The organism is Mesotoga prima MesG1.Ag.4.2 (assembly GCF_000147715.2).
GTDB classification, from domain to species: Bacteria; Thermotogota; Thermotogae; order Petrotogales; family Kosmotogaceae; genus Mesotoga; species Mesotoga prima.
In genome coordinates, this window is sequence record NC_017934.1 from 567,339 (window position 1) to 590,993 (window position 23,655).

Genomic DNA, 23,655 nt, shown 5'->3' on the forward strand with positions numbered 1-23,655 from the left:
GTGCTACATGTCTGTTGTGCGCCGGATCTGGTAAGCACAGTTTTTAAGATGGAAGAGCTCAGAGACTCAAAGTTTTTCTTCTACAACCCGAACATATTTCCTGAAGAGGAGTTTTTCAGAAGATATAAAGCTTTTAAAGAGGTCTGTGAGAGTTTGTCAGTTGTGTGTCCCGAGCCAAGTTACCACCCAGAAGACTTTTCGAAAATTCTCGATTCTTATGTTGATGAGAAGGAAGGTGGAATTAGGTGCTCTAAATGTATCGAGCTGAGGCTTAAGAAAACTGCGGAAATGGCCAAGTCAATTGGCGCTGAGAGTTTTAGCACTACTCTTTTAGCGAGCCCAAGGAAGTCTGTTAAGCTCATAACCCTTATCGGGGATAAGATTGCGAATGATCTAAGTATTGAGTTCATCTCCGGGAATTTCAGAGTGGACAGAGGGAAACTGAATACCTTGATCAGGGGCATTTACAAACAAGACTACTGCGGTTGTCAAGCCAGTCTGAGCGAGAAAGAGAAAGAGAGAGAGATAAGAGACGCTAGGGACAGAGAGAGGCTCGAGCGAGACTTTGGCGATTTGGTCGACCTTTGGAGATTCAGAGGAGAGGTTGTTCTTCGAAGCGAAATTCCTGTAAACGATATTTCCGAGTTGAAAAAACTGATTGGAATCATAAAGCCAGCAACTCTATTTGACGATTTAGAAGACGCCGAGCTGAAGAACAAAAGATGGCTGAAGACAGGTACCTACAATTGCAGGATACTTAAGGAGAAGGATCAATGATTGCCTTAGCTAAAAGAATAAAAGAACTGGGCGAAGAGTGTGGAATGACCTTTCGTTTGGTAGACGAAAATGGGATCCCTTATGATGGGGATATTGACTTTGAAATTCCTTCATTGATTCTTGCACTATCAAGAGCGACCGGTTCAAGAAGCTCTACAGTGGTTGAAGGGGTTCAGATTACTGCTTTGCACATGGATAATCTCAGAGAAAAGTGCTATCTAATAGTAGTCGGAGAGTTTCTTGAGGACAATTCTTACAGGCTCTTGAAAACGATTGTAGAGTCTTATGAGGTAGAACTATGATTGAATTCTCTTTCAGACCTGAAAAGCCCATAGATCTGGATTCAACACTGGATTGTGGCCAAACATTTAGATGGGTTAAAGATGGGGAATGGTGGAAGGGTGTAGTCCGAGATACTGTCCTCTTTATGAAGGAAAGTCTGAACGAGATCACGGTAAAGTCATCTTCCAGTTCTCTTCTTGGAATGGACATTTCTACGGGTATAATTCACTATCTTGGTCTTGAAGACGATCTTGACGAAATTCATTCGACTCTCAGGAGAAGGCTTAGTAGATTCAACAGGAGTGCCAGAGACATTTCGGAAAGGGCATTATCTGAAGCCAGTGGTCTTCGCATACTCAGACAGGACCCATTCGAAATGATAGTAGAATACATTCTTTCAACTAGAAATAGCATCCCGATGATCCGCTGGATGAGCGATAGTCTGTCTGCCGCGTTCCCCGAGAACAGGGTCGACTTCTGTGGAGAGACGTTTTACAAGTTCCCTTCTCTAGGTCAAGCAAAGCTTATTTCGGAAGAATTGCTGACTAATCTCAAAATTGGGTTCAGAGTGCCATGGCTAATGAAACTTTTCTCAAGAATTGATCAGGAGTCTTATTTTTCGCAGCTCATACCACTGACTGTTGAAGAAAAGCTGGAGGAGCTTATAAGGCATGATGGTATAGGCTACAAAGTGGGAAGTTGCGTTGTCTTATTTGCTTACGGCGAACTTAACGCATTCCCCGTTGATATTTGGATCAGCAGAGTCATGAAGGACATATATGGTATTGAAGGCTCGACAAAGAAGATCATGCAGTTTGGAATGAACTCTTTTTTTCCTTACGGTGGATACTATCAGGAAGCACTGTTTAGATATTACAGAACTCACAAGTTGGGGAGAATTCTGAATTGATTATCAACATTATTGGTGGAGGACTTGCCGGATCTGAAGCCGCACTCAGTCTCGCCGATTTTGGGCAGGAAGTTAACCTGTTTGAGATGAGACCAAATGTGAAAACCGATGTCCATCAAAGTGGTGACTTTGCAGAACTCGTTTGCAGCAATTCCTTTAAGTCTGAGTCGCTGGATAACGCTTCCGGTTTGCTGAAAGAAGAGGGTTTGAGACTAGGATCCAGGCTCCTTGAAATTGCCTATCATAACAGAGTGCCAGCCGGTAAAGCCCTTGCCGTTGACCGTAAGGCGTTTTCTGAAGAGGTTTCAATGAAGTTGGAGACGCATCCACTGATAAATGTCAGAAGAGAAGAGGTGTGCTCACTTGATTTTGATGGAGCAGTGAATGTTGTGTGTACCGGTCCGTTGACTTCTGGCTGTTTTGAAGCCTTCCTCGGTGAACTCTTCGGAGGTGCCCTGTTTTTCTTTGATGCAGTTGCACCAATAGTAGCTGCAGATTCAGTTGATCTTGAAAGAGCATTTATAGCTGATAGATACTCCGACAATGGCGACTACGTGAACTGCTCGCTTTCCAGGGAGGAGTACGAGCTTTTCTGGAATGAACTGGTGCATGCAGAAGTGTTAGAGGTCGAGAACTTCTCGGATCGCTTTCTATTTGAACGGTGCCAGCCTTTTGAAGAGATAGCTCGTAGTGGAATTGATGCCCTTCGCTTCGGACCGATGAAGCCTGTGGGACTGATTGACCCGATTACCGGGAAGGAGCCGTACGCAGTTGTACAGCTTAGAAAGGAGAACTTGTCGGGTTCGCTGTTGGGAATAGTTGGCTTTCAGACAAGACTCAAATGGCGGGAACAGAAGAGAATTCTTTCGCTAATACCTGCTTTGAGAAATGTTGACATAATTAGGTACGGAGTAATGCACCGAAACACCTTTTTGGACTCGCCAAGGCTTCTGAATCCCGATTTGCAATCCAGGAATCACAAGGGATTGTTCTTTGCTGGGCAAATAAGTGGTCTCGAAGGTTATGTTGAAGCGATAGTCTCTGGAAGACTCGCCGCGATCAATGCTGATCGATATGTTAGAGGTAAACAGACTGTGATTCCTCCAGTGGGAACTATGATAGGAGGATTGATAAACCACATTACGGTATCGGGTCGGAGTCCTCTGAAACCAGTATATGCGAATTTCGGTTTACTGCCGGAAATCAGAATGAAAAACAGGAGAGAGAAGAATAGAAAAAAAGTGGTTGTTGCTCAGGAAAAAATTCAACGTTTCCTGGAGGTGATCATCTGATGATACTTAGAAGTTGCCCTGTCTTTTCACCGAGGCCCTGGGGTGACCGGAAGCTAAATAGAATATACGGAGTTGATTCGGAGGAGCCAATTGGAGAAGTATGGCTTCTTTCAGATATTGAAGGAATGAGAACATGGCTTGAATCGGGATCAACAAGACTATCACCGAACGAAGTTATAGACAAGTTATCGGGAAGATCTTTGCCAAGATTCCCAATCATGGTGAAACACATCTGCGCCAACGAATGGCTCTCAGTTCAAGTTCATCCTGATGACAAGTTTGCCCGTCTCTATGAAGGAGAGCCCTGGGGAAAGAGTGAATGCTGGTATTTCTTAAACGAAGGGCAGGTTCTTGCTGGAATGAAGAATAAAACCAAACCCGTTGACAGCGTAAGGGAAGACGATCTTAATCACATCCTCCTGAAGCGTGGAGATCTTCTTACATTGCCTGCAGGAATTGTTCATGCGATAGGTCCGGGTTCGGAGTTAATAGAGATTCAGCAGAACAGCGATGTTACTTACAGACTTTACGATTGGGACAGAGGGAGGGAGCTCCATATAGAAAAGGCTTCGAAGGCTGTGAACCCCTCATTGATGCCTGGTCACTACGAGAGTGTCAAAAGATTTGACTGGGAGTATTTCTCGGTCAGGGAGACCAGTCGTTTTTCTGGTACTGGGGTTTGCGTAACGATTGAAGAGAAACCAAGTCTTTATCTAGTAATTGACGACGTTATAGAATCAGCTAAACCATTTCTCGCAATCACTCTTGGCGAATTTTGGAGTGAGATTCCATGAAGTCAGCATTTGCCGTCGCGATCTTTCTAGTGTCTGTTTCTTTGATTTTTGCGCTTGACAATGCCGAGCTCCTTCTGTCCAAAGAGTATCTGATTGAACTACAGTCGCTGGAGACTCAAAGTGTCGAAACGAAAGCCATTCTAGCAATCGCGGTTGGTCTGAAATACAGGGAGACAATTCAGCCCAACTACAAGGTCTGGTTCTCAAACCTCTACGAGGAACTGAAGGATAAAGCCCTTCCATCCGAGATTGAGGAAGGGATTAAGATTGTCAATGAACTGGTTTCCGTATCTACAGTGTCGGCTTTGAATATGCTCTATTCTACTCAAAACAGCGATAATCTAATAAAGGCGATTTCTTTGAGGGCTTTCTTCTATGACTGGGTGGACACGAGAGATCCAAGATCATCAGAAGAGATTGTAAAAACTGCGTATGAGTTGATTGAGTTATTACCTAATCAGTATTTCCCCTATAAAGCTCTTCTGGAAGTATACTCAAGTGGCAGTTCGATTGATAAAGATAGGCTTATGGAGATAAGAGAAAGAATATTTTCCGAAGGTCTTCAAGACTTGCTCGGAGATGATCTAATTGAAAGTGAGTTCGTTTCGGGGCTCGAAGAGCTTGTGCTTGAAGATTATTCTCGATTGGGTACAGGTGAACCTGTTTCGATGTATTATGCGGCTATGGCTTACATGAAAATGGGTGAATCCTTTGACGCTCTGGAAATCCTAAATTCCATAGACTTGCACCGAATCCCACCTAGGTTCGCCTCAAATGCCTCAATGGTCGTTGGAAATTATTACCTTGGAAACGGTGATTTTGAAGAGGCGGTAAAGAACTATCAAGATTCTTTGAGATTTTGGCCGGAGAACTCAATGGCAGTCAGGAATCTTGGAATGGCATACTATCTGACGAAAGATCGAGACTACTATGATCTCGCTAGGTTCTATCTGCAGCTGAGCGGATACGAGAGTTTTGACGATGAAGTGAGTTCGGCATTGAAGGAGCTAAGAAGAAGAGCGATTTTCGAGCTCGCGCTTGTTACAATAGTTCCGCTTGCCGCGATAGTTGTTGTTGGGCTCTTTCTGTTAGAATACTTTAGTAAAAAGAGAAAGACTTCACAAGAAAGGAAGGCAATGAAAGAAGACGGAGGAAACAATGAAGATTGATGTTCTGGATAGAGGATTTGTAGAGCTGGTAGATAAGATGGGTGATGACTATTCTGCAGTTCAAGCTGCAAGGACAAGCTATGGCAAGGGTCTGACAAATAAGGAGAGAGATGATCGGCTTATAGATTATCTGATGAAAAACGGTCACCAATCTCCCTTTGAACACATCATTTTCAAGTTTCACCTGAAGCTTCCCATATTTGTAATGAGGCAACTGGTAAGACACAGAATTGCGTCTATTAATGAACGCAGTGGAAGATACACTGAGTTTTCCGAAGAGTGGTATTTACCTAGCGTCATCAGAATACCTGACAAAGACAACAGACAAGGATCGATTGTCTGCAAAGACAAGGAAATGAACGAAAGAGCAATATCGATTATCAGTGAAGCCTATGAAAACGCATATGCAGCATATAAAAGGTTAATTGAAATGGGAGTAGCCAAGGAGATGGCAAGAATAGTTCTGCCGACCTCAATGTACACTGAGGCTTACTGGACAGTAAACGCCAGATCAGTTATGAATTTTCTTAATCAAAGGGCCGATTCACATGCTCAAGCAGAAATTCAGGAGTATGCCATCGCCATAGCCGAGATCTTTAAAACTGGCTGTCCAGTAACATTTGATGCTTTCATTCGGCATAGCTACACAGGCGATCTTCTCAACAGGGAGGCTCAGTGATGATGACTCTATCACGAATCATCGAGATTCTCGGGTGTGAAATACTGTACTGCGGTGATGGAGATCCTGAAGTAGAGTCGGTAGGTGCTGCCGATTTGATGAGCGACGTGCTGGCTTTCGGAGGTCCCGGAATGATTTTAGTAACTGGACTCAACTCCCCACAGTGTGTCAGGACGGCTTCTGTAGTCGGTGCAACAGCCGTTGTCATAATTAGAAAGAGAAATGTGCCGGAGACAACTATAGAGTTGGCAAAAGAGCTGGATATGCCGCTAGTTCACGCGAGAATGTCAATGTATAGAGCCTGCGGAATTCTCTTCAATGAGAACTTGGGAGATTCTCTTGAGGAAGGGAAACACTTTGACTGAAAGAAATGTTGACGACCTTCTAGATAAACTAAGGGGGTTATTCGCAGATATCACAGCTAAGGACATAATGATAAAGAGTGTTGTAACATTGACCAAGGATAGAACAATGTGGCAGGCGAAAGAGCTGATGAGGATTTGCAAGATATCCGGTATTCCCGTTACCGACGGTAACAATCAGCTCGAAGGGATAGTAAGTATAGAAGACATCATTGATGCTCTGGAGGGGAACTACATCACTGATCCGATCGAAAAACACATGACACGGAATATAGTCACTTTCTCTCCGGAGATGAAACTTGAGTCGGTAATAGAAATGTTCAACAGATATCGGTATGGCAGATTTCCGGTTGTTGATTCCGACGGAAGACTTGTAGGGATTATCTCCAAGAAGGACATAATTAGTGCTATTCTTGACAAATTTAGATTGATTTATGTTCATGATAAACGACGAAAAGAGGTCTTGGAACAGAGCGTTGACTGGTTTGACAAGTCCCTAATCACGGGAGATTATGTTGAGAAGACTAGTGCCGATTTTGTTTATCATATTGATTACACAGATATCGATACTGCGGGAGTTGGATCTGCAAAACTCAAGAGTTTTCTTAAAACTCTAACGGATGATGACAGGCTAATAAGAAGAGTTTCTATTGCCTGTTACGAAGCTGAAGTCAACGTAGTTATTCACAGTGGAAGTGAAGGTTACATTTTCGCCTGGTACGATGAAAACGTAACCAGAGTGAGAGTGGAGGATTATGGAAGAGGCATAGAGAACGTGGAACAAGCAATGAAGGAGGGGTTTTCCACCGCTTCAGACCATGTCAGGGAACTGGGATTTGGGGCGGGAATGGGTCTTTCAAACATGAGAAGGTATTCCGACAAAATGGTTGTTGTATCCGAAGCCGGAAAGGGAGTCGTCTTGGAAATGCATTTCTATCGGAATGGGAGGAAATAAAATGAAACTGAACGATCTGATTGAGAAATGTGAAATGAGAGTAATTACTACCCTGCCTTTAGACATTGAAATTTCCGATGCATATATTGGTGATTTACTTAGCGATGTGATGGGTAATGCCCCCTCAAATTCAATCTGGTTAACCGTTCAGTCTCATGTAAATATACTTGCGGTGGCCTCCATAGTTGGAGTGCGAGCGATCGTGTTATGTAATGGCCTTCACTTCGAGGAATCAACTGTAAGAAAGGCAGAAGAAACTGGTATTGTCCTTCTTGAAAGCGATTATACTACCTTCGATACTGCGCTCAAGCTTATCAAGAGTGGACTGAGAGGCTAGAGGGCTTTGTCGTTTCTTTGTGACTTCCATATTCACAGTTGTCTTTCCCCCTGCGCAGATATCACAATGACTCCCAATGCAATAGCTTTAACATGCGTTTCAAAGGGAATAGATTGGATTGCAATAACCGATCACAATAGTGCGAGGAATGTCAGGGTTTTCAGTAAAGTACTAAACAGGTTTGGTGTTGTTGTGATACCTGGCATAGAAGTACACACTTTGGAAGATGTTCATATACTCGCTTATTTTCCCGAGGTTGAGATAGCTGAGGATTACTCTGAGTGGCTGAAAGGGGAAAAGTTTTCGCGATTATCGGTCGATCCAGAGATCTCAGGCTATCAGTTAATCGTTGATGAAGATGATACCTTCACTGGATTTGAAGAGATCTGGCTAGGTCAACCAGCTCTCTTGAGCATTTCGCAAACTCTGTCAACCGTAGAGGAGTATGGCGGGGTCTCTGTAATGGCTCACATTGAAAGAAAGATGGGACTTTTGACTCAGCTAGGTTTCATACCTGAGACCTGCAGGGAAGTACCGATGGAGATTTCGTTCAAGAGAACCCTTGAAAAGGGACTTCCTGTGGAGAACATCATTCATTCAAGTGATGCACACAGTTTAAGTATGATCACCCCCACCGTTTCGATCGAGTCAAAGGCAAGAAGCTTCGAGGAGTTTAGAAGCGCTCTCTATTCAAATGGAAGGTCGCTGAGAATAATATGGGATTGAGGACCATATGTGACCACATTATTGATATCGCTCAGAACGCAGTCGACTCTGGAACGGAAGAAGCTACATTGAGAATCGTCGAGAAGAGAGAAGAGAGTTTTTACTTTTCGGTTGTTGACAGGGGAAAAGGAATTTCGAGTGAATCACTTGAATCCGTTTTAGATCCCTTCTATACTGAAAAGAGAAAGAAAGTGAAATTCGGATTGGGGCTTCCTATACTTAAGTTTGCTGCGGAGTCCACCGGTGGGGAATTTAGGATTCGTTCGGTCGAAGGATCTGGAACTGAAGTGAGTGCGAGGTTCTTGCTCTCGAGTATAGATTGTCAGCCTGTAGGAGATGTCCCTTCGACTCTATTTGTTGTTATTACATTGAGTGGCCGTGTAGACTGGTCTATAGAGAGGTTACTGGATGACGAGGGGTATGCATTTTCGTCGTCGCAGTTTCGAGAAGCTTTCGGGAACGACTGCTTCACTTCACCAGTCAAAATGAAGATGGTCTTGACCATTCTTCAAGAGGCAGAAATATCCCTGGGAGGTTTGTCAGATGTCCGTTAGACGATTGTTCTTGATTCTTGTGTTGGTCCTGGTCTCAGGATCTGTTTTTGCAGTTATTGTTCCTTCGAGAATTACCGTTCTTGACAACAGAGTGATCTCGGATGGAGAGGTGCTTGAGATACTCGATATTCAGCGGGGAAAAGAGATTAGCGATTCAGAACTGAGTGAGGCACTGGAAAGAGTTAGAAACAGCGGTTACTTTTCAGATGTTTACTATAGTTTTGATGAATCTTCCGGTCTTTTGAAGATTCAGGTTGTGGAATATCCTGTTGTCGATGTTGAAGTTGTTTTTGACGGTCCAAAAATCGTTGAACCTGACGTTCTTGAATCGGTTTCAGTGATAGAGAGCGGTAAACCGGCGGATCCCTCGACACTGATCTATGATATTCCCCTCACTCAGGAAGCTATGATGAGCAAACTCGTAGAAAACGGCTACATTGAACCTTTTGTTGAGGTAGAGTGGGAAACCGATAAAAGCCGAGAAGACGTTTTTTCTGGCAACATAAAAGATAGAGTAAAAGTGACATTTACAGTCAAAGTATCCTTTCTGTGGGAAGTATCGATTGAAGCACCCCTATCCGATGAGTCCAAGGCATTTCTGTCGAGCAAATTGCAGATTGATTGCCTGAAGAAGTACTATGACACATCATTTTTGGTTAGATGGATAAATTCTAAGAAGAAGTACGTGCCCAAGCTAGACGACATAAATATGATGGTTCAGACAGTCTACAGCACATATTATGCGAATTCCAGTGGTCAATGGGGATTTGATGACGAGACTTATCAGGCAATGATTCTTACGTTGAATAACGCGTTGAGAAACGCAAGACAGGTAACACTTCCCGAGGAAGTTAAAGAAAGCAGAGCGTTATCAATGAGCATTGCTTTTGCGCCGGTTGAATATGTGAAAGAAGAGTTCGATCTCAGAAGCGTTTTCATAGAGGGAAACGTCAATCTACAGAAAGGTGAAATCCTAAGAGAGACGGGACTCACGGAAGGTCAAAGAGTTGACAACGAGGTAGCGATGAGATCTATTCAAGCAGTTCAGGACTTATATACTGAGAGAGGGTATCCTTTTATCAGGATAGAACCAGTTATTGATGAGAAGATCGGCTTCTTCAGTATCAAGATTACGGAGCCTTTAGTAAGAGACATAACCGTTGAATTTGACGGTCCTAAGAAGACACAGGATTATTTGATAGTCGACAAGATAGTCATTCAGAAAGGCAATGTATTGTCGCTTGATGAGCTTAGAAATACATACGCTTTCTTGAACAATACCGGCTACTTTTCAAAAGTTGATATCGCTCCTGTTCCTGTTGGTGAGGATGCGCTCGACGTAAGCATTACGCTTCAGGAGACTGATAAGAATAATAAGATCGGCGGAGGAGGAGGCTGGCAGAATGGGTTGAATCTGTATCTCGATCTCGGACTTCTCAATGTTTGGGGCTACGGGCAGAACATCTCAACGACACTCAGTGTTACGCTTCCCATGCCGAACAATAAGGAAGTTATCGTGACTGACGGAGCTACAGAGACTACGACAAGAAGGCCAGCCTTTGATGCAACTATAGGCTATTCTGTCCCAAAGGTAGGAGGAACAAAACTTGATCTCGATACGGCATTCAAGTTTAAATTCTCAGGATTCACGACAACAAATGATTCGACTGACACTATAGTCACGAAATCCTCCCAGGAAACGGAGTTCTTGTTCTCTTTGACTCCCATTTATAATATTTCCCCTGGCCAGAAAGTCGGTTTTACCGCCGGTTACGAATACATAATGTCTGAAAGCCAGGTCTCAACGGAAACTAAAACTGCTACGGAAGTCGACACGGGTAGTCTCTCAGAAAATTTTGATGGTATCTTCACTGGATTGAGCTATGAGCTGTCTACCCGAGACGATCTTTACAGGCCTACTATGGGAAGTGAGTACCTAGCCGGACTGACAGTCAGAGGTTTATTTGGAAAGGATAACGAGCCATTTATTTCGGGTTATGCGGAGTACAGAAACTTCATGTCGATAGGGGACCCGGTACTTGGTTTCAGAGTGAGAACTCAGCAGCTATTCCCGCTTTCGCCAAACGGTGTTTTCAGAAGTTATTTGTTGACTCCGGACACATTTGTTCGAGTCAGGGGTTCGCAAAGTATAGGCCAGAACGCGTACGGAGTTACCGTAGGCTCTGCGCAGTTAAGGTATCCCCTAACACCTGAGGCCTCTTCAATACCCTTAGATATTGTGGGATTTGGAGACTTGCTTTTCTATAGAAAGACACCAGGCGGAGACTTAATAGGAGGGAATTTCCTTGCTGACTTTGGCCTGTGCATAGACATATCGATACCGATGATAGGTTTGGTCCGACTTGGCTACGGTTACAACACTTTTCTTGCTGAGCAAAACTCTGGAGCAGGGGAACCGTATTATGGGACGCCGTTCTTTGGCTTTGGAGCAGCATTTTGATGAAATAAAGAAAGCGCGGCCTGGCCGCGCTTTCTTTAGATTTTCATCTGATTGACGTAAGGAAGTTCAAAACGGAGGCAGAATTGGCATTGGGATTATATCCGCCTTCTTGAACTATAAGCTTCTGAACTTCTATTTCCCCGATCAACTTTCCCATCATTGAATAATCCTCGCTGCTGAGATTGAAATGGCCTATGCCATCATCTTTGTGACCGTCTGTACCCAGGGAGATGATCATGAGATCAGGAGAAAAGTCTTCGATCTCTTGTAGAGCCTTCGACAGAGTTCTCATGTACTCTGGGCCTTCTATACCTCCGGCAAGAGGAAAATTCATGTTAAATCCCTCTCCTGTGTCAGAACCTATCTCCCAGGAGTTCCCGCTAATCCAGGGATAGAAATTCTTAGGATCACCATGTATAGAGACATAGAAAACAGTATCATCGTAGTAGAAGATTTCTTGAGTACCGTTCCCATGGTGAAAGTCTAAATCGAGAATTGCTACATAACCCCTGGTGTGTTTCTGGTAGTACTTGGCTGCTATTGCTGCGTTGTTGAAGTAGCAGTAACCTCCACCAGTCGATTTGCCTGCATGATGTCCTGGTGGTCTGCATAAGGCATAGGAAACGGGTTCACTTTCAAGAATAGAGTCAACTGCATTCAGCGCTGTTGACACTGATGCGAGAGCACTCACATAGCATCCCGAAGTGACCGGTGTACCAGTATCGAAGAGCTTATCATAGCCGAAAACCTCTGGAAAATATTCTCTGTCTCTGGAAACCGAATTACTTTTCGCCTTGAGCCATTCTACGTATTCTGGCGTATGAACCTGAAAAAGATGGGAACAGTGGTAATCTCTTGGTTCTTTTATTTGAAACCCGGCAGATTCTAGAGCGCTACGGACAGATTCGATTCTTTCTGGTCTGTCCGGGTTTTCAATCCAGTTACCGTTATCAAGCTCCTTCATCGGGAGATGGAAGAGATGCCTTCTGTCGTAGAAAACTATCAAGGCTCATTCACCCGATTCTCGAAAGTATCCGTTTCAAGTTTGTCAACTCTGGTTTGGTGCCGACCACCTTCTTCAGACGAATTAAGAAAAGCATCGACTATCCAGCCCGCCAGCTCACTTCCGATCAGCCGTCCTCCAAGCACTAGAACGTTTGCATGATTATGTCTCCTGGAAAGAGCCGCCATCTCGGGGAAAAGGCAGAGAGCAGCACGAATGCCTCTGTGCTTGTTGGCCGCTATGGACATTCCAATTCCAGTTCCGCAAAGCAGAATACCATAATCGGCATCATTGTCAGTTACTGATTTACAAACCTTGTCTGCAAAATCAGGATAGTCTACCGAAAGACTGCCCGATTCTGGACCATGATCAATTACTGAATGGCCCTTACTCTCGACATATTGCACGAGAAAAGATTTGAGTTCATAAGCTGCATGATCGGAACCAATTGCAATCTTCATGTTTCAACTCCTTGAAAAAGCGTTCTACTATTTATACCAACGCAGCACTCCGGAAAGTCTGCCTTGTATCTTAACTCTGTTAGCTTCAACGACAATTGGAAGCATTTCTGGATTTGAGGGAACGAGCCGGATTTTCGGCCCTTCGTTTTCGTACTTCTTCAGAGTGGCGTATTCATCATCTATCAGTGCTACCACTATTTCACCGTTGTTTGCCCACTCCTGCTTCCTTATGATAACGAAATCTCCGTTGACTATGTGAGATTCAATCATGCTGTTACCAGTTACCTTGAGCATGTAGTATTCGAATCCCCTTCTGATCATCCAAAGCGGCACGGGAATCTTCTCGTCTTCAGTTTGAACCGCTTGAATAGCTTCACCTGCCGCAACATTGCCAATAACTGGGAGCATCACAACATCTTCACCGGGTTCAAGCGACGAACCATCTGGGCTTCTCAAGACTCGAATTCCTCGAGAAACGCCGGTCCTTTCGATGTAACCCTTTTTTTCAAGAGACTCGAGATGTTTCGCCACCCCCCTTGGAGAGGATATCTCGAAATCCCTGCAGATATCCCTTATGCTTGGCGGGTAACCATAGAGCTTAATGAAGTTCTCGATGTACTCAAGAATCTTCTTTTGTTTCTCCGTCAGAGTCAATTCATGACACCCCCCTATGTTTGACTGGGATTTTTAGTCAACAACAACCGCCATCGATGCAGCAATATCGTTATCCTTCAGATCAACTATTCTGACTCCCTTTGTTACTCTGCCAGTGGGCCTTACCTGAGATACGGGGATTCTGATAGACATACCCAACTTAGTAGCAAGTATAACTTCATCGTCACTGTTAACTACTAGCGTTCCAATAACTTTCCCGATCTTCTCCAGCCCGTAAATGTTTTTTACTCCTAAACCTCCACGATTCTGACTCCTGTACTCAGATAAGCAGGTCCTTTTCCCACCACCTTTTTCGGTGGCTGTGAGTAGGAATCTCGTATCTTCGGAAGCAACGATGTTGGCGCCAACAACTTCATCGTTCTTCTTCAGCCTGATTCCCATAACTCCTGCTGCGCTTCTTCCCATGGAACGTACCTGATCCAGCGGGAATCTTATTACCATTCCGTTCTTTGTTGAGATGATTATGGTGTCATCTTCTCTAGATGTAAGCGATGCATCGATAACTCTGTCACCCTCGTTGAGGCTAATAGCCTTTATGCCGGAGATTCGTACATTCAAAAATGCTTCGAACTCAGTCTTTTTTATCTTCCCTGATCTTGTCGTGATGACAAGTTGCTTTCCTTGAACTTCTTCCTTTCTCGTCGAAAGAACGGCTTGCACGTTTTCATCTGGATCGATCTTGATGTAGTTTGCAAGAAGCTTTCCCTTAGAATCTCTAGACGAGTGATCGATGATGTGATTGCTCAACACGTAGGCCTTTCCTTTTGATGTTATTATGACCGTTTTGCTGAGTCTAGTGGTGGTAAGTATATTGACAACGAAGTCTTCGTCTCCGGTTCTTACTCCTATCACGCCCTTGCCGCCTCTACCCTGTTTTCTGTAGCTTTCAAGAGGAGTCGATTTTATGTAGCCCTTCTTCGTAACCATCAGGACTATATCCTCGTCCGGTATCACATCTTCTATATTGAAATCAGTTCCATTTCCCAAATCAATCCTTGTACGCCTAGCATCTCCGTACTTCGCTTTTATTTCATTCAATTCATCTAGAATTATCCCATAAACCTTCTCATCGCTTGCGAGAATCATTCTGTACTCGTTTATTTTTGCAACAAGGTCTTTGTACTCGTTGAGAAGCTTTTCAATTTCCATTCCTGTAAGCTTTCCCATTCTCATATCGAGAATCGCCGAGCTCTGCTCCTGGGTGACTTCCAGCGTCTCCATAAGGTTTTTGGAAGCCTCTTCGCTATTGGCGGAATTTCTTATTATATCCACAACAGTATCTATCGATCTCGTGGCCTTTGTCAATCCCTCAACGATATGTGCTCTCTTCGATGCTTGTTCTAAATCGTACTCCGTTTTCGATCTGATTACGTTGAACCTGTGGGAAAGAAATCCCTGAAGGATCTGTTTTAAGTTCATTACTCTCGGTCGCTTTTTTTCGTCTATAACCAGCATATTGACGCTAAAGGTTGTTTGTAATTGCGTGTGTTTAAAAAGCAGATTCAGAACTACATTTGGATCTGCTCCACGTTTAAGTTCAATGACCACTCTGAGGCCTTTTTGATCCGATTCATCCCTGATATTTCTGATTTGCAGATCACGATGGTTCTGAGTTGCATTCACAATCTGTTCTATAATATCCGCCTTCGATGTATTGTAGGGTATTTCACTGACAACTATTTGTGAGCTTCCTCCCGATTCCTCAATCTCTGCGATTGCCCTGACGGTTATCCTTCCCTTCCCTTCTTGATAGATTGAGGGAATGGAAGCGGCATCCATAATCATACCGCCAGTGGGGAAGTCCGGACCCTTTATGTGTCTTAGCAAATCCGATACAGAACATTCGGGATCTTTTATCAACAAACTGATAGCATCGATAATTTCCACAAGATTGTGGGGTGGAATACTGGTCATCATACCCACTGCAATCCCGGATGTGCCATTGAGAAGGAGGTTGGGAATCTTTGTAGGGAGTACGTCAGGTTCCGATAGCGATCCGTCGAAATTGGGCATCATGGGAACAGTGTTCTTATCGATATCTTGTAGTAGTTCCTCGGCAAGCGTTTCCATTCTCGCCTCGGTATACCTCATTGCCGCGGGCGGATCCCTGTCTATCGAACCAAAGTTACCCTGGCCTTCAACGAGAGGATAGCGCATTGAGAAGGGTTGAGCCATTCTGACAAGCGCGTCGTATATCGCAGCATCGCCGTGTGGATGAAACTTCCCCATGACCTCACCAACTATTCGAGCGCTTTTCTTGAACCCTTGGTTATGATGAAGACCTAGCTCCGACATTCCAAATAGTATCCTGCGTTGTACAGGTTTTAGACCGTCACGCAAATCTGGAATGGCCCTTCCCACAATGACGCTCATCGAGTAGAGCATATATGAATTAATCAGTTCATCATCTATATTCTTGTGTATTATCTCTTCGGGCAAAGACTTTTTCCTCCTTGGTTGTCAAGAAACTTTTGCGCCTGGTTGCACATCCTTGTGTACCGTGAGCAGTGAAAGAGAATCACCGATCTTTGCAGCCAGGATCATGCCGTTTGATTCAATTCCCATAAGTTTTGCCGGTTGAAGATTCGCAACGATGACAACTTTAAGACCGACAAGTTCTTCAGGGTTATAGAACTGAGCAATTCCAGCTACTACCTGTCGCCTTCCTAGATCACCTAGGTCGAGTTGTAATTTTACGAGTTTTCTCGATTTTGGGACGATTTCGGCTTCAGTTACAGATGCGACCCTCAATTCGACTTTTGAGAAGTCATCAATGCTTATTAAAAGATTGTCTTTGATCTCCGGGCCCGTCTCCTTGTTTTCCATCTCAGTCACCTTCCTGTGCTTTTCGATTTCGATTCTAGGAAAAATCGGCTCTCCGTGACTAACTCTTTTTCCTGCCACTATATCCGACCAGCTTACGTTTTCGAGGGTCATGGTTCCACCAAAACCTAACCTCTTTCGAATCTCTCTCGCTGTTCTAAACATTACAGGCTCAATCATTATGGAAACATTTTTCAAAGTGCAGACAAGATTGTGCAGAACCGTATCTAGTCTGCCCTTCATTTCCGGTTTTTTCCCCATTTTCCAGGGCTCAGTAAGATCGATATATTTGTTTCCGAATCTGATTAGCTCCCAAACTGATTCAAGAGCCTGGGTGAACCTCATATTATCCATTGACTCAGTGTAGGCAGAGAATGTCTTCTCCCCAAGCTCCACAAGGTCTTCGTCTATCGTTTCTGTGATGCTCCTTTCAGGAACAGCACCATCGTTGAATTTCTGAATCATGACGACAGTTCGATGCAGAAGGTTACCGAGATCATTCGCAAGATCGGCATTGATTCTGCTAATCAAGTTGGTTTCAGAGAAGTCACCGTCTCTCCCAAACTGTATGTCCCTTAGGAGGTAGTACCTCAAAGCATCGTTGCCGTAGGTTCTAACGAAGGCCACAGGACTGATTGCATTTCCGAGTGACTTTGAAATTTTCTGGCCATTCACGGTCAACCATCCATGGGCATAGATCTGTTTTGGCAGAGGAAGACCCGCAGAGAGAAGCATGGCGGGCCAAATTATCGAATGAAAACGATTTATCTCCTTGCCGATCAGATGAACATCGGCAGGCCAGTATCTTTCGAAATGATCAATGTTATGAGGGTACCCAATAGCGCTCAAGTAGTTTATCAGCGCGTCAACCCAAACATATATGACATGTTCTGGATCATCTGGCATTGGAACGCCCCAGTCAAATGAAGTCCTGGTAATACTCAAGTCTTTCAATCCGGATTCCAAAATCCTTAGCATCTCGTTTCTTCTGAAGTCAGGTTGAACGAACTGGGGATTCTCTTTGTAAAACCTCAGAAGAATATCATTATACTTTGAAAGGCGGAAGAAGTAGTTTTCTTCGCTTACCCACTTAACTTCTCGCCCACACTCCGGGCAAGTTCTTCCTTCCTTAAGATCTTCTTCGTTCCAGAAAGTTTCGTCCGGTATGCAATACCAGCCCTCATACTTTCCCTTATATACGTCGCCATTTTCCTTTAGCTTGGAGACGAACGTCTGAACAGTCTTCATGTGGTATTCATCAGTCGTTCTTACAAAAGCGTCGTTTGTAAGCTCAAGTTCTTTCCAAAGTGCCTTGAATTTTTCAGCCATCTCATCGCAGTATTTCTGGGCTTCAACATTTCTTTCTATGGCTTCGTTAAGCACCTTCTGTCCATGTTCATCGGTTCCAGTTAGGAAAAACACATCGTATCCGGAGAGTCTCCTATATCTTGCGATAACATCTGCAACTATTGTCGAATACGCGGACCCTATATGCGGTTCGCTGTTGATGTAGTATATTGGCGTAGTGACGTAGAACTTCTCCACAGGACACCTCCAGAAATATTATATCATTTACTTAGCTAAATGTATACCAAACGAAACAATTCAAAGCGCTTCGTAAAGCGAGATAAGAGTCCTTATTCTTTCGGCTGTATCCTGAGGAATATTTGGTGACTTCTCCAGCAAGTCAGTGTTTAGAGAAACGACCTCTTCATAGATCTTTTTCAAAGATTGTTCGAAGTCTATCAATTCGCCATTGGACAGGTTGGATTTGCCCCATTGGATTGCAAACTGCAGCGTTTCTACTGGAGCCTCTGGGCCCATGTTCTCGCAGGCCCAAACATGTTTCTCGGCAACTTCAAGAATCTTTAGCTTTCTCTCTTCATTGGAATCGAGAACAGAGGGAATCGAGTTCATGTATTCAATATAAATATCCTCCCAGTCTGGGTATCTATTCCATGTGCCCGGAAGAAGCGAAATTGCCAGATCAAACCAGTATATTGCTCTATCAGCACTTTCGTATACCAGATCAATGAGTAACTGTCTGAATTCACCGCTCTCTCCAAAGGCGGAGGTCATCATGGTCTCTCTAGAACTGATGAAACTGTAGTATTTTTTTAACTCGCTGTTTATGCTAGTATACAACCTCCCAAGAATTCTAGGTGTTTGTCGTTCGCTGAAAAGTATTACTGACGATTCGTAATAATCGGCCGCGTCCAGAATCATCTGAATCTGAGTAATGAAATACAGCTGCAATCCCGAAACGTATTCGGGATTGTCAAAGACCGAAATGTTTTTCTCGAAGAAATCGCGGAAAGGAAGAGTCCGAATCGTCGTCCTGTGAACGGGGATTATTTTGGGGTTGCCCTTGAACTCCGGGATTATATCGGATGAGTATTCATCCTTGCCTGTGAGAATAGACTTCATGAGTTCCGGGTTGTCTTTGGCAGTTTCAAGTCTCTGTGTTTTTGTACCTAGCCCGGCGATGTACCATAATGGCTTTCCGAAGACCGGATAAACTCTGTTTGAGAACTTGAAATTCTCAATGGCCTTTTCATAATACTCCCCTGATCTCGCCAAGTAGAAGTTATATTGGTTAATTCGATTATCTATTTCGTCGAGTAATTTGCGCACCTCACTCTGCCGATCTTTCTCGGCCAACTCAAGAAGGTCTATTTGGCTCGCTCCAGGATACTTCGAACGAATCTCACTTCCTTTGGCGCTCATGTAGCTGGTAACGTCTTTAAGATAAGCATAATTGCCAGCGTAACTATTGATTTCATTCTTTGCTTGTTCGAGAGCCTTAATATTGAGGCTTTGAGCCTGGTTGTAGTAAGCGAGATAATACTGCTGATTAGTCTGGCCGATCCTAAAAAAGCCTTCCCCTATAAAGGCTGAGGTTTTCAGAAATATCAGGACCCCTGCAAGAACCATAATGACTACTGCAAACGGGAGTCTACTGATTTTCTTGTTTTTTAGATCTGGATTGAAGTATTTTCCAACAACAACTGATCCCAAAAAGATTGCCAGCATGAGATTTGGTTGCATGTGTAGGGGGAACTCAAAGAAACTGTGAACTGCCAGAGAGAATATTCCTGCCCCCAGCGATCCGTAAAGCAGTAAGTCCCTTCTATTGTCGATCTTAAGTAGATTCTTCAAATATCTAAAAACGAGCAATCCAACGAGAAGAACGATAAATAGAAATCCAATTAGACCCATTTCTCCCAGGCCCTGTACGTAGTCGTTGTGCGTCCTTTTGAAATTATTCCAAACTGGCATAAAGTAAGGACTATGCTGAAGAACATCTGGACTGTACAGCAAATGATAGAGTTGAAAAGTGCCAATGCCCGAGCCAAATGGAATTCTCAACTTGTTCTCACTTTCCAGCCACTGAAAAATCGAATTGTACCAAGCAGAAAACCTTTCATTCCAGGAACCCGAAGAAGTGATAGCATATTCCAGTCTTGCGGTTATGTTGATTCTTCCATCACCGGACAGTGGCGAAGGGGTGAGGTATAGATAAGAGAGTACTGCGATGATTATCAGAGCTAAGACAAAGAAAACGAGAGACACTCTGCCCAGTTTTCTGCTCTCAGAGTCTTCTAGGGCTTCCTTCTTCTTTCTCTTTTTCAGAAAGAAATAAAGAACAAGAAAAAGCAGGTTTCCGACGAATATTGCTGTTATCACCGTTCTTGTTTGTGACACGAATACGGAAGAGACCATGGGTATCAGAAAAATGAGCAAAGTAATCTTGAAAACTAGCTGGCCAAAATGTCTTTTGAGAAGAAAGCCTAGCGGTTTTCTCGATATAAGGAAGTAGAATATCATTGGAATGGTCATTCCCATATAATCAGACACGAAATTCGGGTTCCCAATCGTTGATCTTGCAGAAGCTCTTGCAAACGGCTCGCCGACCTTACCAAGAAAGATGTCCACACCTAGATAGAAGTTCAGGAGAGCGTCAAAAGCAACTACCGCAGCTCCAATTACAAAAAAGATCATTACAATTTCTAGCTTCTCGATGGTGTTCCATTTGTTCGAAATATAGACCGCTGTGAAAGAGAGAAAAACTACATAGAGAGCGATTTCTAAAGAATATCTCAGGTACTGTGGATTGTCCATAGAGACCACGATCAATGACAAAAGAGCCGCTATGCCTATTCCGAAAAATACCAGATGAACGTCTCCAAATTCTACTGAAATCTCTTTTTTCCTTATTAACACAGAAAGAAAGATAATTGTGAATCCAATAACGTAGAAAAGATGTTTTCCAGTTGAAGGCTCATGTGTGAATCCCTTTGTGACAAACAAAGGGATGAACAGCGTTAAAAACAGATAGACAATTGTCTCGAAGTCTATAACGTGCTTCTTTACGGACATCCAAACCACCTCGTCAAAGCAAAGAGTTCAGGACTAAAAACGCAGAGAATTGCCATTATTAGTTTCGTCAGCATTCAGTAGCGAACTTTTCGAATTTTCGGTATTAGCTATTTTGATTATTTCTTTGTACGCTTTCTTCTTTTTTGCCTCTTTCCCTCTTCATTGTAATAGTAGTAGTAGTGATAGTAATAGCTTGAATTCTTCTCATCAACACCATTCACAATTACTCCAAGGATCTTGATTCCCACTGTTTTTAGATTCTCAACAACTATTCTCAAGCCATCCTTAATCGCCCTTCCAGGCCTCACGACCAGTACTATCCCATCAAGCTTGTTACCGATGAGAGATACATCTGAGGTAACCACAGCCGGAGGCATATCTATAAGAACTTTATCGTATCTCTGCTTGAGTTCTGAAAGGAGGGCATCGATGTTTTTCGATGAAAGCACTATTGTTGGATTGGGAGGAATAGTTCCAACCGCTATGAAGTCCATGTTAACCGCGTAGTGTTGTATAACTTCATCAATTGTTGTGTTTCCCATAATCACATCTACTGCGCCCTTAGTTATCTTTTCTGCCTTGAGGATCTTCTCTACCCTCGGACGACGCAAATCGAGATCTAAGAGAATGACTTTCTGACCGCTGTTTGCCATTGAGTAGGCCAGGTTCGCTATCACAAAACTCTTTCCCTCGGTAGGCAGAACGGAAGTAACGGCAACAGACTTTCCCTCACCCATCGTGAAGGAAAGGTTGCTTGCGGCCAACTTGATTGATTCTGAGGAAGGAGCGGTGGGATTCTTCTCAACGTACATTTCCTCGCTTGCCCCCTCAATATTCGGAATTCTACCAATGATAGGCTGTCTGCTAAACCGTTCTATCTCTTCTTCCGTCTTCAAAGTCTTGTCGAGGTACTCAGCAAGGAAGACCATGAGCATTCCGAGAAAGATTCCAAGCACACCTCCAATTGCGAGAGAAAGTTTTTTGTTCGGCTTTACCGCAGACTGGGGTACAGTTGCAGGATCAACTATTGCTGCGTTTCCAACTACGGCAGCTTCACTGATCTTCGCTTCTTCGAGCCTTTCTAGAAGTAGTGTATAGAGGCTCTCTTTCACAGCAATCTGTCTTTCAAGATCAAGTAGCTGCTGTTCCTTTGCAGGTAGGCTTCTGAGTTCAGATTGATATTGATCTCTCAGGAGACCCACCGCCTGAATTGAAGCTTGAAGTATTTGGAACCCGGCTTCCGAACTGATGACTCCTGTCATAATCTGCTGATAAGCTGGATTTAAAGTCATACCTTGACCGGAGGTTATGAACTCATTCTGTATCTGTTCCTCGATCAAGCTCTCGGTCTTTGAGATCTCTGTTATCTTCGACCTAACTCTTGGATCGGTTTTCGGATACTGTTCCTCTAGAGAAGCAAGCTCCACCTGCAAAGTTGCGAGACTTTGCCTCAGACTCGTCAGAACTGGGTTAACAGAGAAGCTCTCGGAGGTTTGCACCCACAAAGCCTTTATGCTTTTAGAATCATTGCTGTCGAAATCATCGAGCATACTTTGATAGGTCTCGATTTCCGCTTTCTTCTCTTCAGCGGATATCATAAGTTCGTTGTACTGCTTGTCATAACTACTAAGCATCTGAAAAAGAAGATCGGCATGCTTGTCGAGAACGTAAATTCCGGTCTCCTCTTTGAAATCCTTTATCCTATCTGTAGCCTCATTCAGATCACTTTCTAGTAGAGGAATCTGCGCCTCGATGAATTCTCGTTTTCTTGTCAAATCTCTTTTGGATAACTCTGCGAGCTTTGTATTATAAACATCGGCTAGTGTATTGGCGATATCTCTTGCGAGAATTGGGTCCTTGTTCTGAACCGAGACTCTGACAATTCTTGTATCCTTGACTGGAGAGACCGTTATCATTGAAGAAATCGTGCGTGTTAGTGATGTCACAAGATCTTTCTGTGAATATCCTTCCGCAAGAAGTCGGTTCTTTGTCTCTTCTGAATAGATTCTGTCCACCAAATCAAGCACTTCAATAATCTCTTCAATATTTGTCCGGCTCTTAATCAGTTCAACTTCAGTGGAGATGTTCGATCCCGAACTACCGGTCAGGGAACTACTGAAGAGATCACTTACTGAAGATTGTGATGTGGGGTCGACCTTTATTGTAACGCTGGCTTCGTAAATAGGAGTAGCGAAAATGAGGTAGATTCCCGTCACAACAACAACTGCGAGCACTATAGAAACGAAAAGGATCATCCGTTTCTTAAACATTCTAAGAATATCTTCAAGAGTCAGTTCTCTGTAATCACTACCCTCGAACTCGCTCACTAAAGCACCTCCATCTAGAGAAAAGAATCGTTCAGAAAAAGTCTGTATCGATCATCATCGAAGTCGATAAGCAGTCTGTTATCGCCTTGTTTGTGCTTATCGCTTCCAGTAATATCCGCAATCCTCCGATCAACAAGAACTCTTGCCTTTGAATCCTTATCAAGGCTGTTCCAGTTAACCTGAAATAGAACTCCCATGTCTCTTAGCCTGTGTATTTCGTCTGTTGGTTCTACCTTCCCAAAGATTAATCCTACCTTTTTGAAAAGATAATGATATCTTTCCAAATGAGCGAGTATGATTCTAAACCCCGTACTTTGAAGCTTTCCTATGACTTCAAAAAGGTAATGTGGTTTCTGCTGAGTCGAGAGCTCTACTAGCAGAAAATTGGACTCACCCATTGTGATCAAATCAGATTCTAACACCTCAGGCCTAAGAAAGATTTCCGAACCAAGCAGAACTTCGACCGAATGATTATTCAGTTCGAATCTGAATTCATGCCATCGCCTCATTATTTCCGCAGGATCTGAAGGACTTATGGGAGAGAACAAATGGGGCGTCAAATAAAGCCTTTGCAGCCCCTTAAGTTTCATTTCTTCCAGGATTGCTAATGATTCCTCGATTTCCTCCACACCATCATCCACTGCGGGAAGCAAATGGCAATGAGAGTCAATATTCAAGTTCCTCAAAC

The 23,655-nt window shown here is 43.6% G+C and carries 21 protein-coding genes; 13 read left to right on the forward strand and 8 right to left on the reverse strand.

Translation table 11 applies throughout. The annotated features are described in order from the left end of the window. Genes THEBA_RS02740 through THEBA_RS02800 form a run of 13 tightly spaced genes read left to right on the forward strand, consistent with a single transcriptional unit; the run spans position 1 to position 11,298 of the window. Entirely contained in the window at positions 1 to 777 is a 777-nt protein-coding gene (locus THEBA_RS02740) for an epoxyqueuosine reductase QueH (RefSeq protein ID WP_269078272.1), read from the forward strand. Continuing rightward, on the forward strand, positions 774 to 1,079 hold the full coding sequence (locus tag THEBA_RS02745; protein WP_014730352.1) for a hypothetical protein: 306 nt from the start codon (positions 774 to 776) through the stop codon (positions 1,077 to 1,079). Before THEBA_RS02740 ends, THEBA_RS02745 begins: the two co-directional genes overlap by 4 nt. Beyond that, entirely contained in the window at positions 1,076 to 1,969 is an 894-nt protein-coding gene (locus tag THEBA_RS02750) for a DNA-3-methyladenine glycosylase family protein (protein WP_014730353.1), read from the forward strand. The genes THEBA_RS02745 and THEBA_RS02750 overlap by 4 nt, the downstream gene beginning before the upstream one ends. Beyond that, on the forward strand, positions 1,966 to 3,261 hold the full coding sequence (gene trmFO, locus THEBA_RS02755; RefSeq protein ID WP_014730354.1) for a methylenetetrahydrofolate--tRNA-(uracil(54)-C(5))-methyltransferase (FADH(2)-oxidizing) TrmFO: 1,296 nt from the start codon (positions 1,966 to 1,968) through the stop codon (positions 3,259 to 3,261). The genes THEBA_RS02750 and trmFO overlap by 4 nt, the downstream gene beginning before the upstream one ends. Further along, the gene (locus THEBA_RS02760; RefSeq protein WP_014730355.1) at positions 3,261 to 4,055 is read left to right on the forward strand and encodes a type I phosphomannose isomerase catalytic subunit; all 795 of its coding nucleotides are present in this window, start codon (positions 3,261 to 3,263) and stop codon (positions 4,053 to 4,055) included. The genes trmFO and THEBA_RS02760 overlap by 1 nt, the downstream gene beginning before the upstream one ends. Further along, positions 4,052 to 5,224 carry a tetratricopeptide repeat protein gene (locus tag THEBA_RS02765; RefSeq protein WP_014730356.1) on the forward strand — a complete coding sequence of 391 codons (1,173 nt, stop codon included), beginning with the start codon at positions 4,052 to 4,054 and terminating at the stop codon, positions 5,222 to 5,224. The genes THEBA_RS02760 and THEBA_RS02765 overlap by 4 nt, the downstream gene beginning before the upstream one ends. Continuing rightward, positions 5,214 to 5,903 carry an FAD-dependent thymidylate synthase gene (gene thyX / locus THEBA_RS02770; protein ID WP_014730357.1) on the forward strand — a complete coding sequence of 230 codons (690 nt, stop codon included), beginning with the start codon at positions 5,214 to 5,216 and terminating at the stop codon, positions 5,901 to 5,903. Before THEBA_RS02765 ends, thyX begins: the two co-directional genes overlap by 11 nt. Continuing rightward, positions 5,903 to 6,268, forward strand: a complete 366-nt coding sequence (locus THEBA_RS02775) for a hypothetical protein (RefSeq protein WP_014730358.1) — start codon at positions 5,903 to 5,905, stop codon at positions 6,266 to 6,268. The genes thyX and THEBA_RS02775 overlap by 1 nt, the downstream gene beginning before the upstream one ends. Then, positions 6,243 to 7,220, forward strand: a complete 978-nt coding sequence (locus THEBA_RS02780) for a CBS domain-containing protein (RefSeq protein WP_014730359.1) — start codon at positions 6,243 to 6,245, stop codon at positions 7,218 to 7,220. Before THEBA_RS02775 ends, THEBA_RS02780 begins: the two co-directional genes overlap by 26 nt. Before the next feature lies 1 nt (position 7,221). Beyond that, a complete protein-coding gene (locus tag THEBA_RS02785) occupies positions 7,222 to 7,557 on the forward strand; it encodes a hypothetical protein (protein ID WP_014730360.1) in 336 nt (111 codons plus the stop codon). A 6-nt stretch (positions 7,558 to 7,563) separates the two neighbouring features. Beyond that, the gene (locus THEBA_RS02790) at positions 7,564 to 8,283 is read left to right on the forward strand and encodes a PHP domain-containing protein (protein WP_014730361.1); all 720 of its coding nucleotides are present in this window, start codon (positions 7,564 to 7,566) and stop codon (positions 8,281 to 8,283) included. After that, the gene (locus THEBA_RS02795; RefSeq protein WP_014730362.1) at positions 8,274 to 8,837 is read left to right on the forward strand and encodes an ATP-binding protein; all 564 of its coding nucleotides are present in this window, start codon (positions 8,274 to 8,276) and stop codon (positions 8,835 to 8,837) included. Before THEBA_RS02790 ends, THEBA_RS02795 begins: the two co-directional genes overlap by 10 nt. Continuing rightward, complete coding sequence (locus THEBA_RS02800; RefSeq protein WP_014730363.1) at positions 8,827 to 11,298, forward strand: POTRA domain-containing protein; 2,472 nt, start codon at positions 8,827 to 8,829, stop codon at positions 11,296 to 11,298. Before THEBA_RS02795 ends, THEBA_RS02800 begins: the two co-directional genes overlap by 11 nt. Before the next feature lie 43 nt (positions 11,299 to 11,341). Here THEBA_RS02800 and THEBA_RS02805 read toward each other — a convergent pair whose 3' ends face one another. The 8 genes from THEBA_RS02805 to THEBA_RS02840 form a co-directional block, all read right to left on the reverse strand. Beyond that, the gene (locus THEBA_RS02805; protein WP_014730364.1) at positions 11,342 to 12,304 is read right to left on the reverse strand and encodes a histone deacetylase family protein; all 963 of its coding nucleotides are present in this window, start codon (positions 12,302 to 12,304) and stop codon (positions 11,342 to 11,344) included. Further along, positions 12,301 to 12,762 (reverse strand): ribose 5-phosphate isomerase B, encoded by a 462-nt coding sequence (rpiB, locus tag THEBA_RS02810; RefSeq protein ID WP_006492162.1) that lies wholly within the window; start codon positions 12,760 to 12,762, stop codon positions 12,301 to 12,303. The genes THEBA_RS02805 and rpiB overlap by 4 nt, the downstream gene beginning before the upstream one ends. Positions 12,763 to 12,789: 27 nt before the next feature. Next, positions 12,790 to 13,416, reverse strand: coding sequence for a transcriptional repressor LexA (lexA, locus tag THEBA_RS02815; RefSeq protein ID WP_006492163.1), 627 nt, complete (start codon positions 13,414 to 13,416; stop codon positions 12,790 to 12,792). A gap of 33 nt (positions 13,417 to 13,449) precedes the next feature. After that, positions 13,450 to 15,876 carry a DNA gyrase subunit A gene (gene gyrA / locus THEBA_RS02820; protein ID WP_014730365.1) on the reverse strand — a complete coding sequence of 809 codons (2,427 nt, stop codon included), beginning with the start codon at positions 15,874 to 15,876 and terminating at the stop codon, positions 13,450 to 13,452. 21 nt (positions 15,877 to 15,897) lie between these two features. Continuing rightward, on the reverse strand, positions 15,898 to 17,805 hold the full coding sequence (metG, locus tag THEBA_RS02825) for a methionine--tRNA ligase (protein WP_006492167.1): 1,908 nt from the start codon (positions 17,803 to 17,805) through the stop codon (positions 15,898 to 15,900). 60 nt (positions 17,806 to 17,865) lie between these two features. After that, positions 17,866 to 20,640: an O-antigen ligase family protein gene (locus tag THEBA_RS02830; RefSeq protein WP_006492168.1), complete on the reverse strand. Its 2,775-nt coding sequence runs from the start codon at positions 20,638 to 20,640 to the stop codon at positions 17,866 to 17,868. A gap of 116 nt (positions 20,641 to 20,756) precedes the next feature. Beyond that, entirely contained in the window at positions 20,757 to 22,967 is a 2,211-nt protein-coding gene (locus THEBA_RS02835; protein WP_014730366.1) for a GumC family protein, read from the reverse strand. Between the two features lie 14 nt (positions 22,968 to 22,981). Next, a complete protein-coding gene (locus THEBA_RS02840; RefSeq protein WP_014730367.1) occupies positions 22,982 to 23,644 on the reverse strand; it encodes a CpsB/CapC family capsule biosynthesis tyrosine phosphatase in 663 nt (220 codons plus the stop codon). Between the last annotated feature and the right edge of the window lie 11 nt (positions 23,645 to 23,655).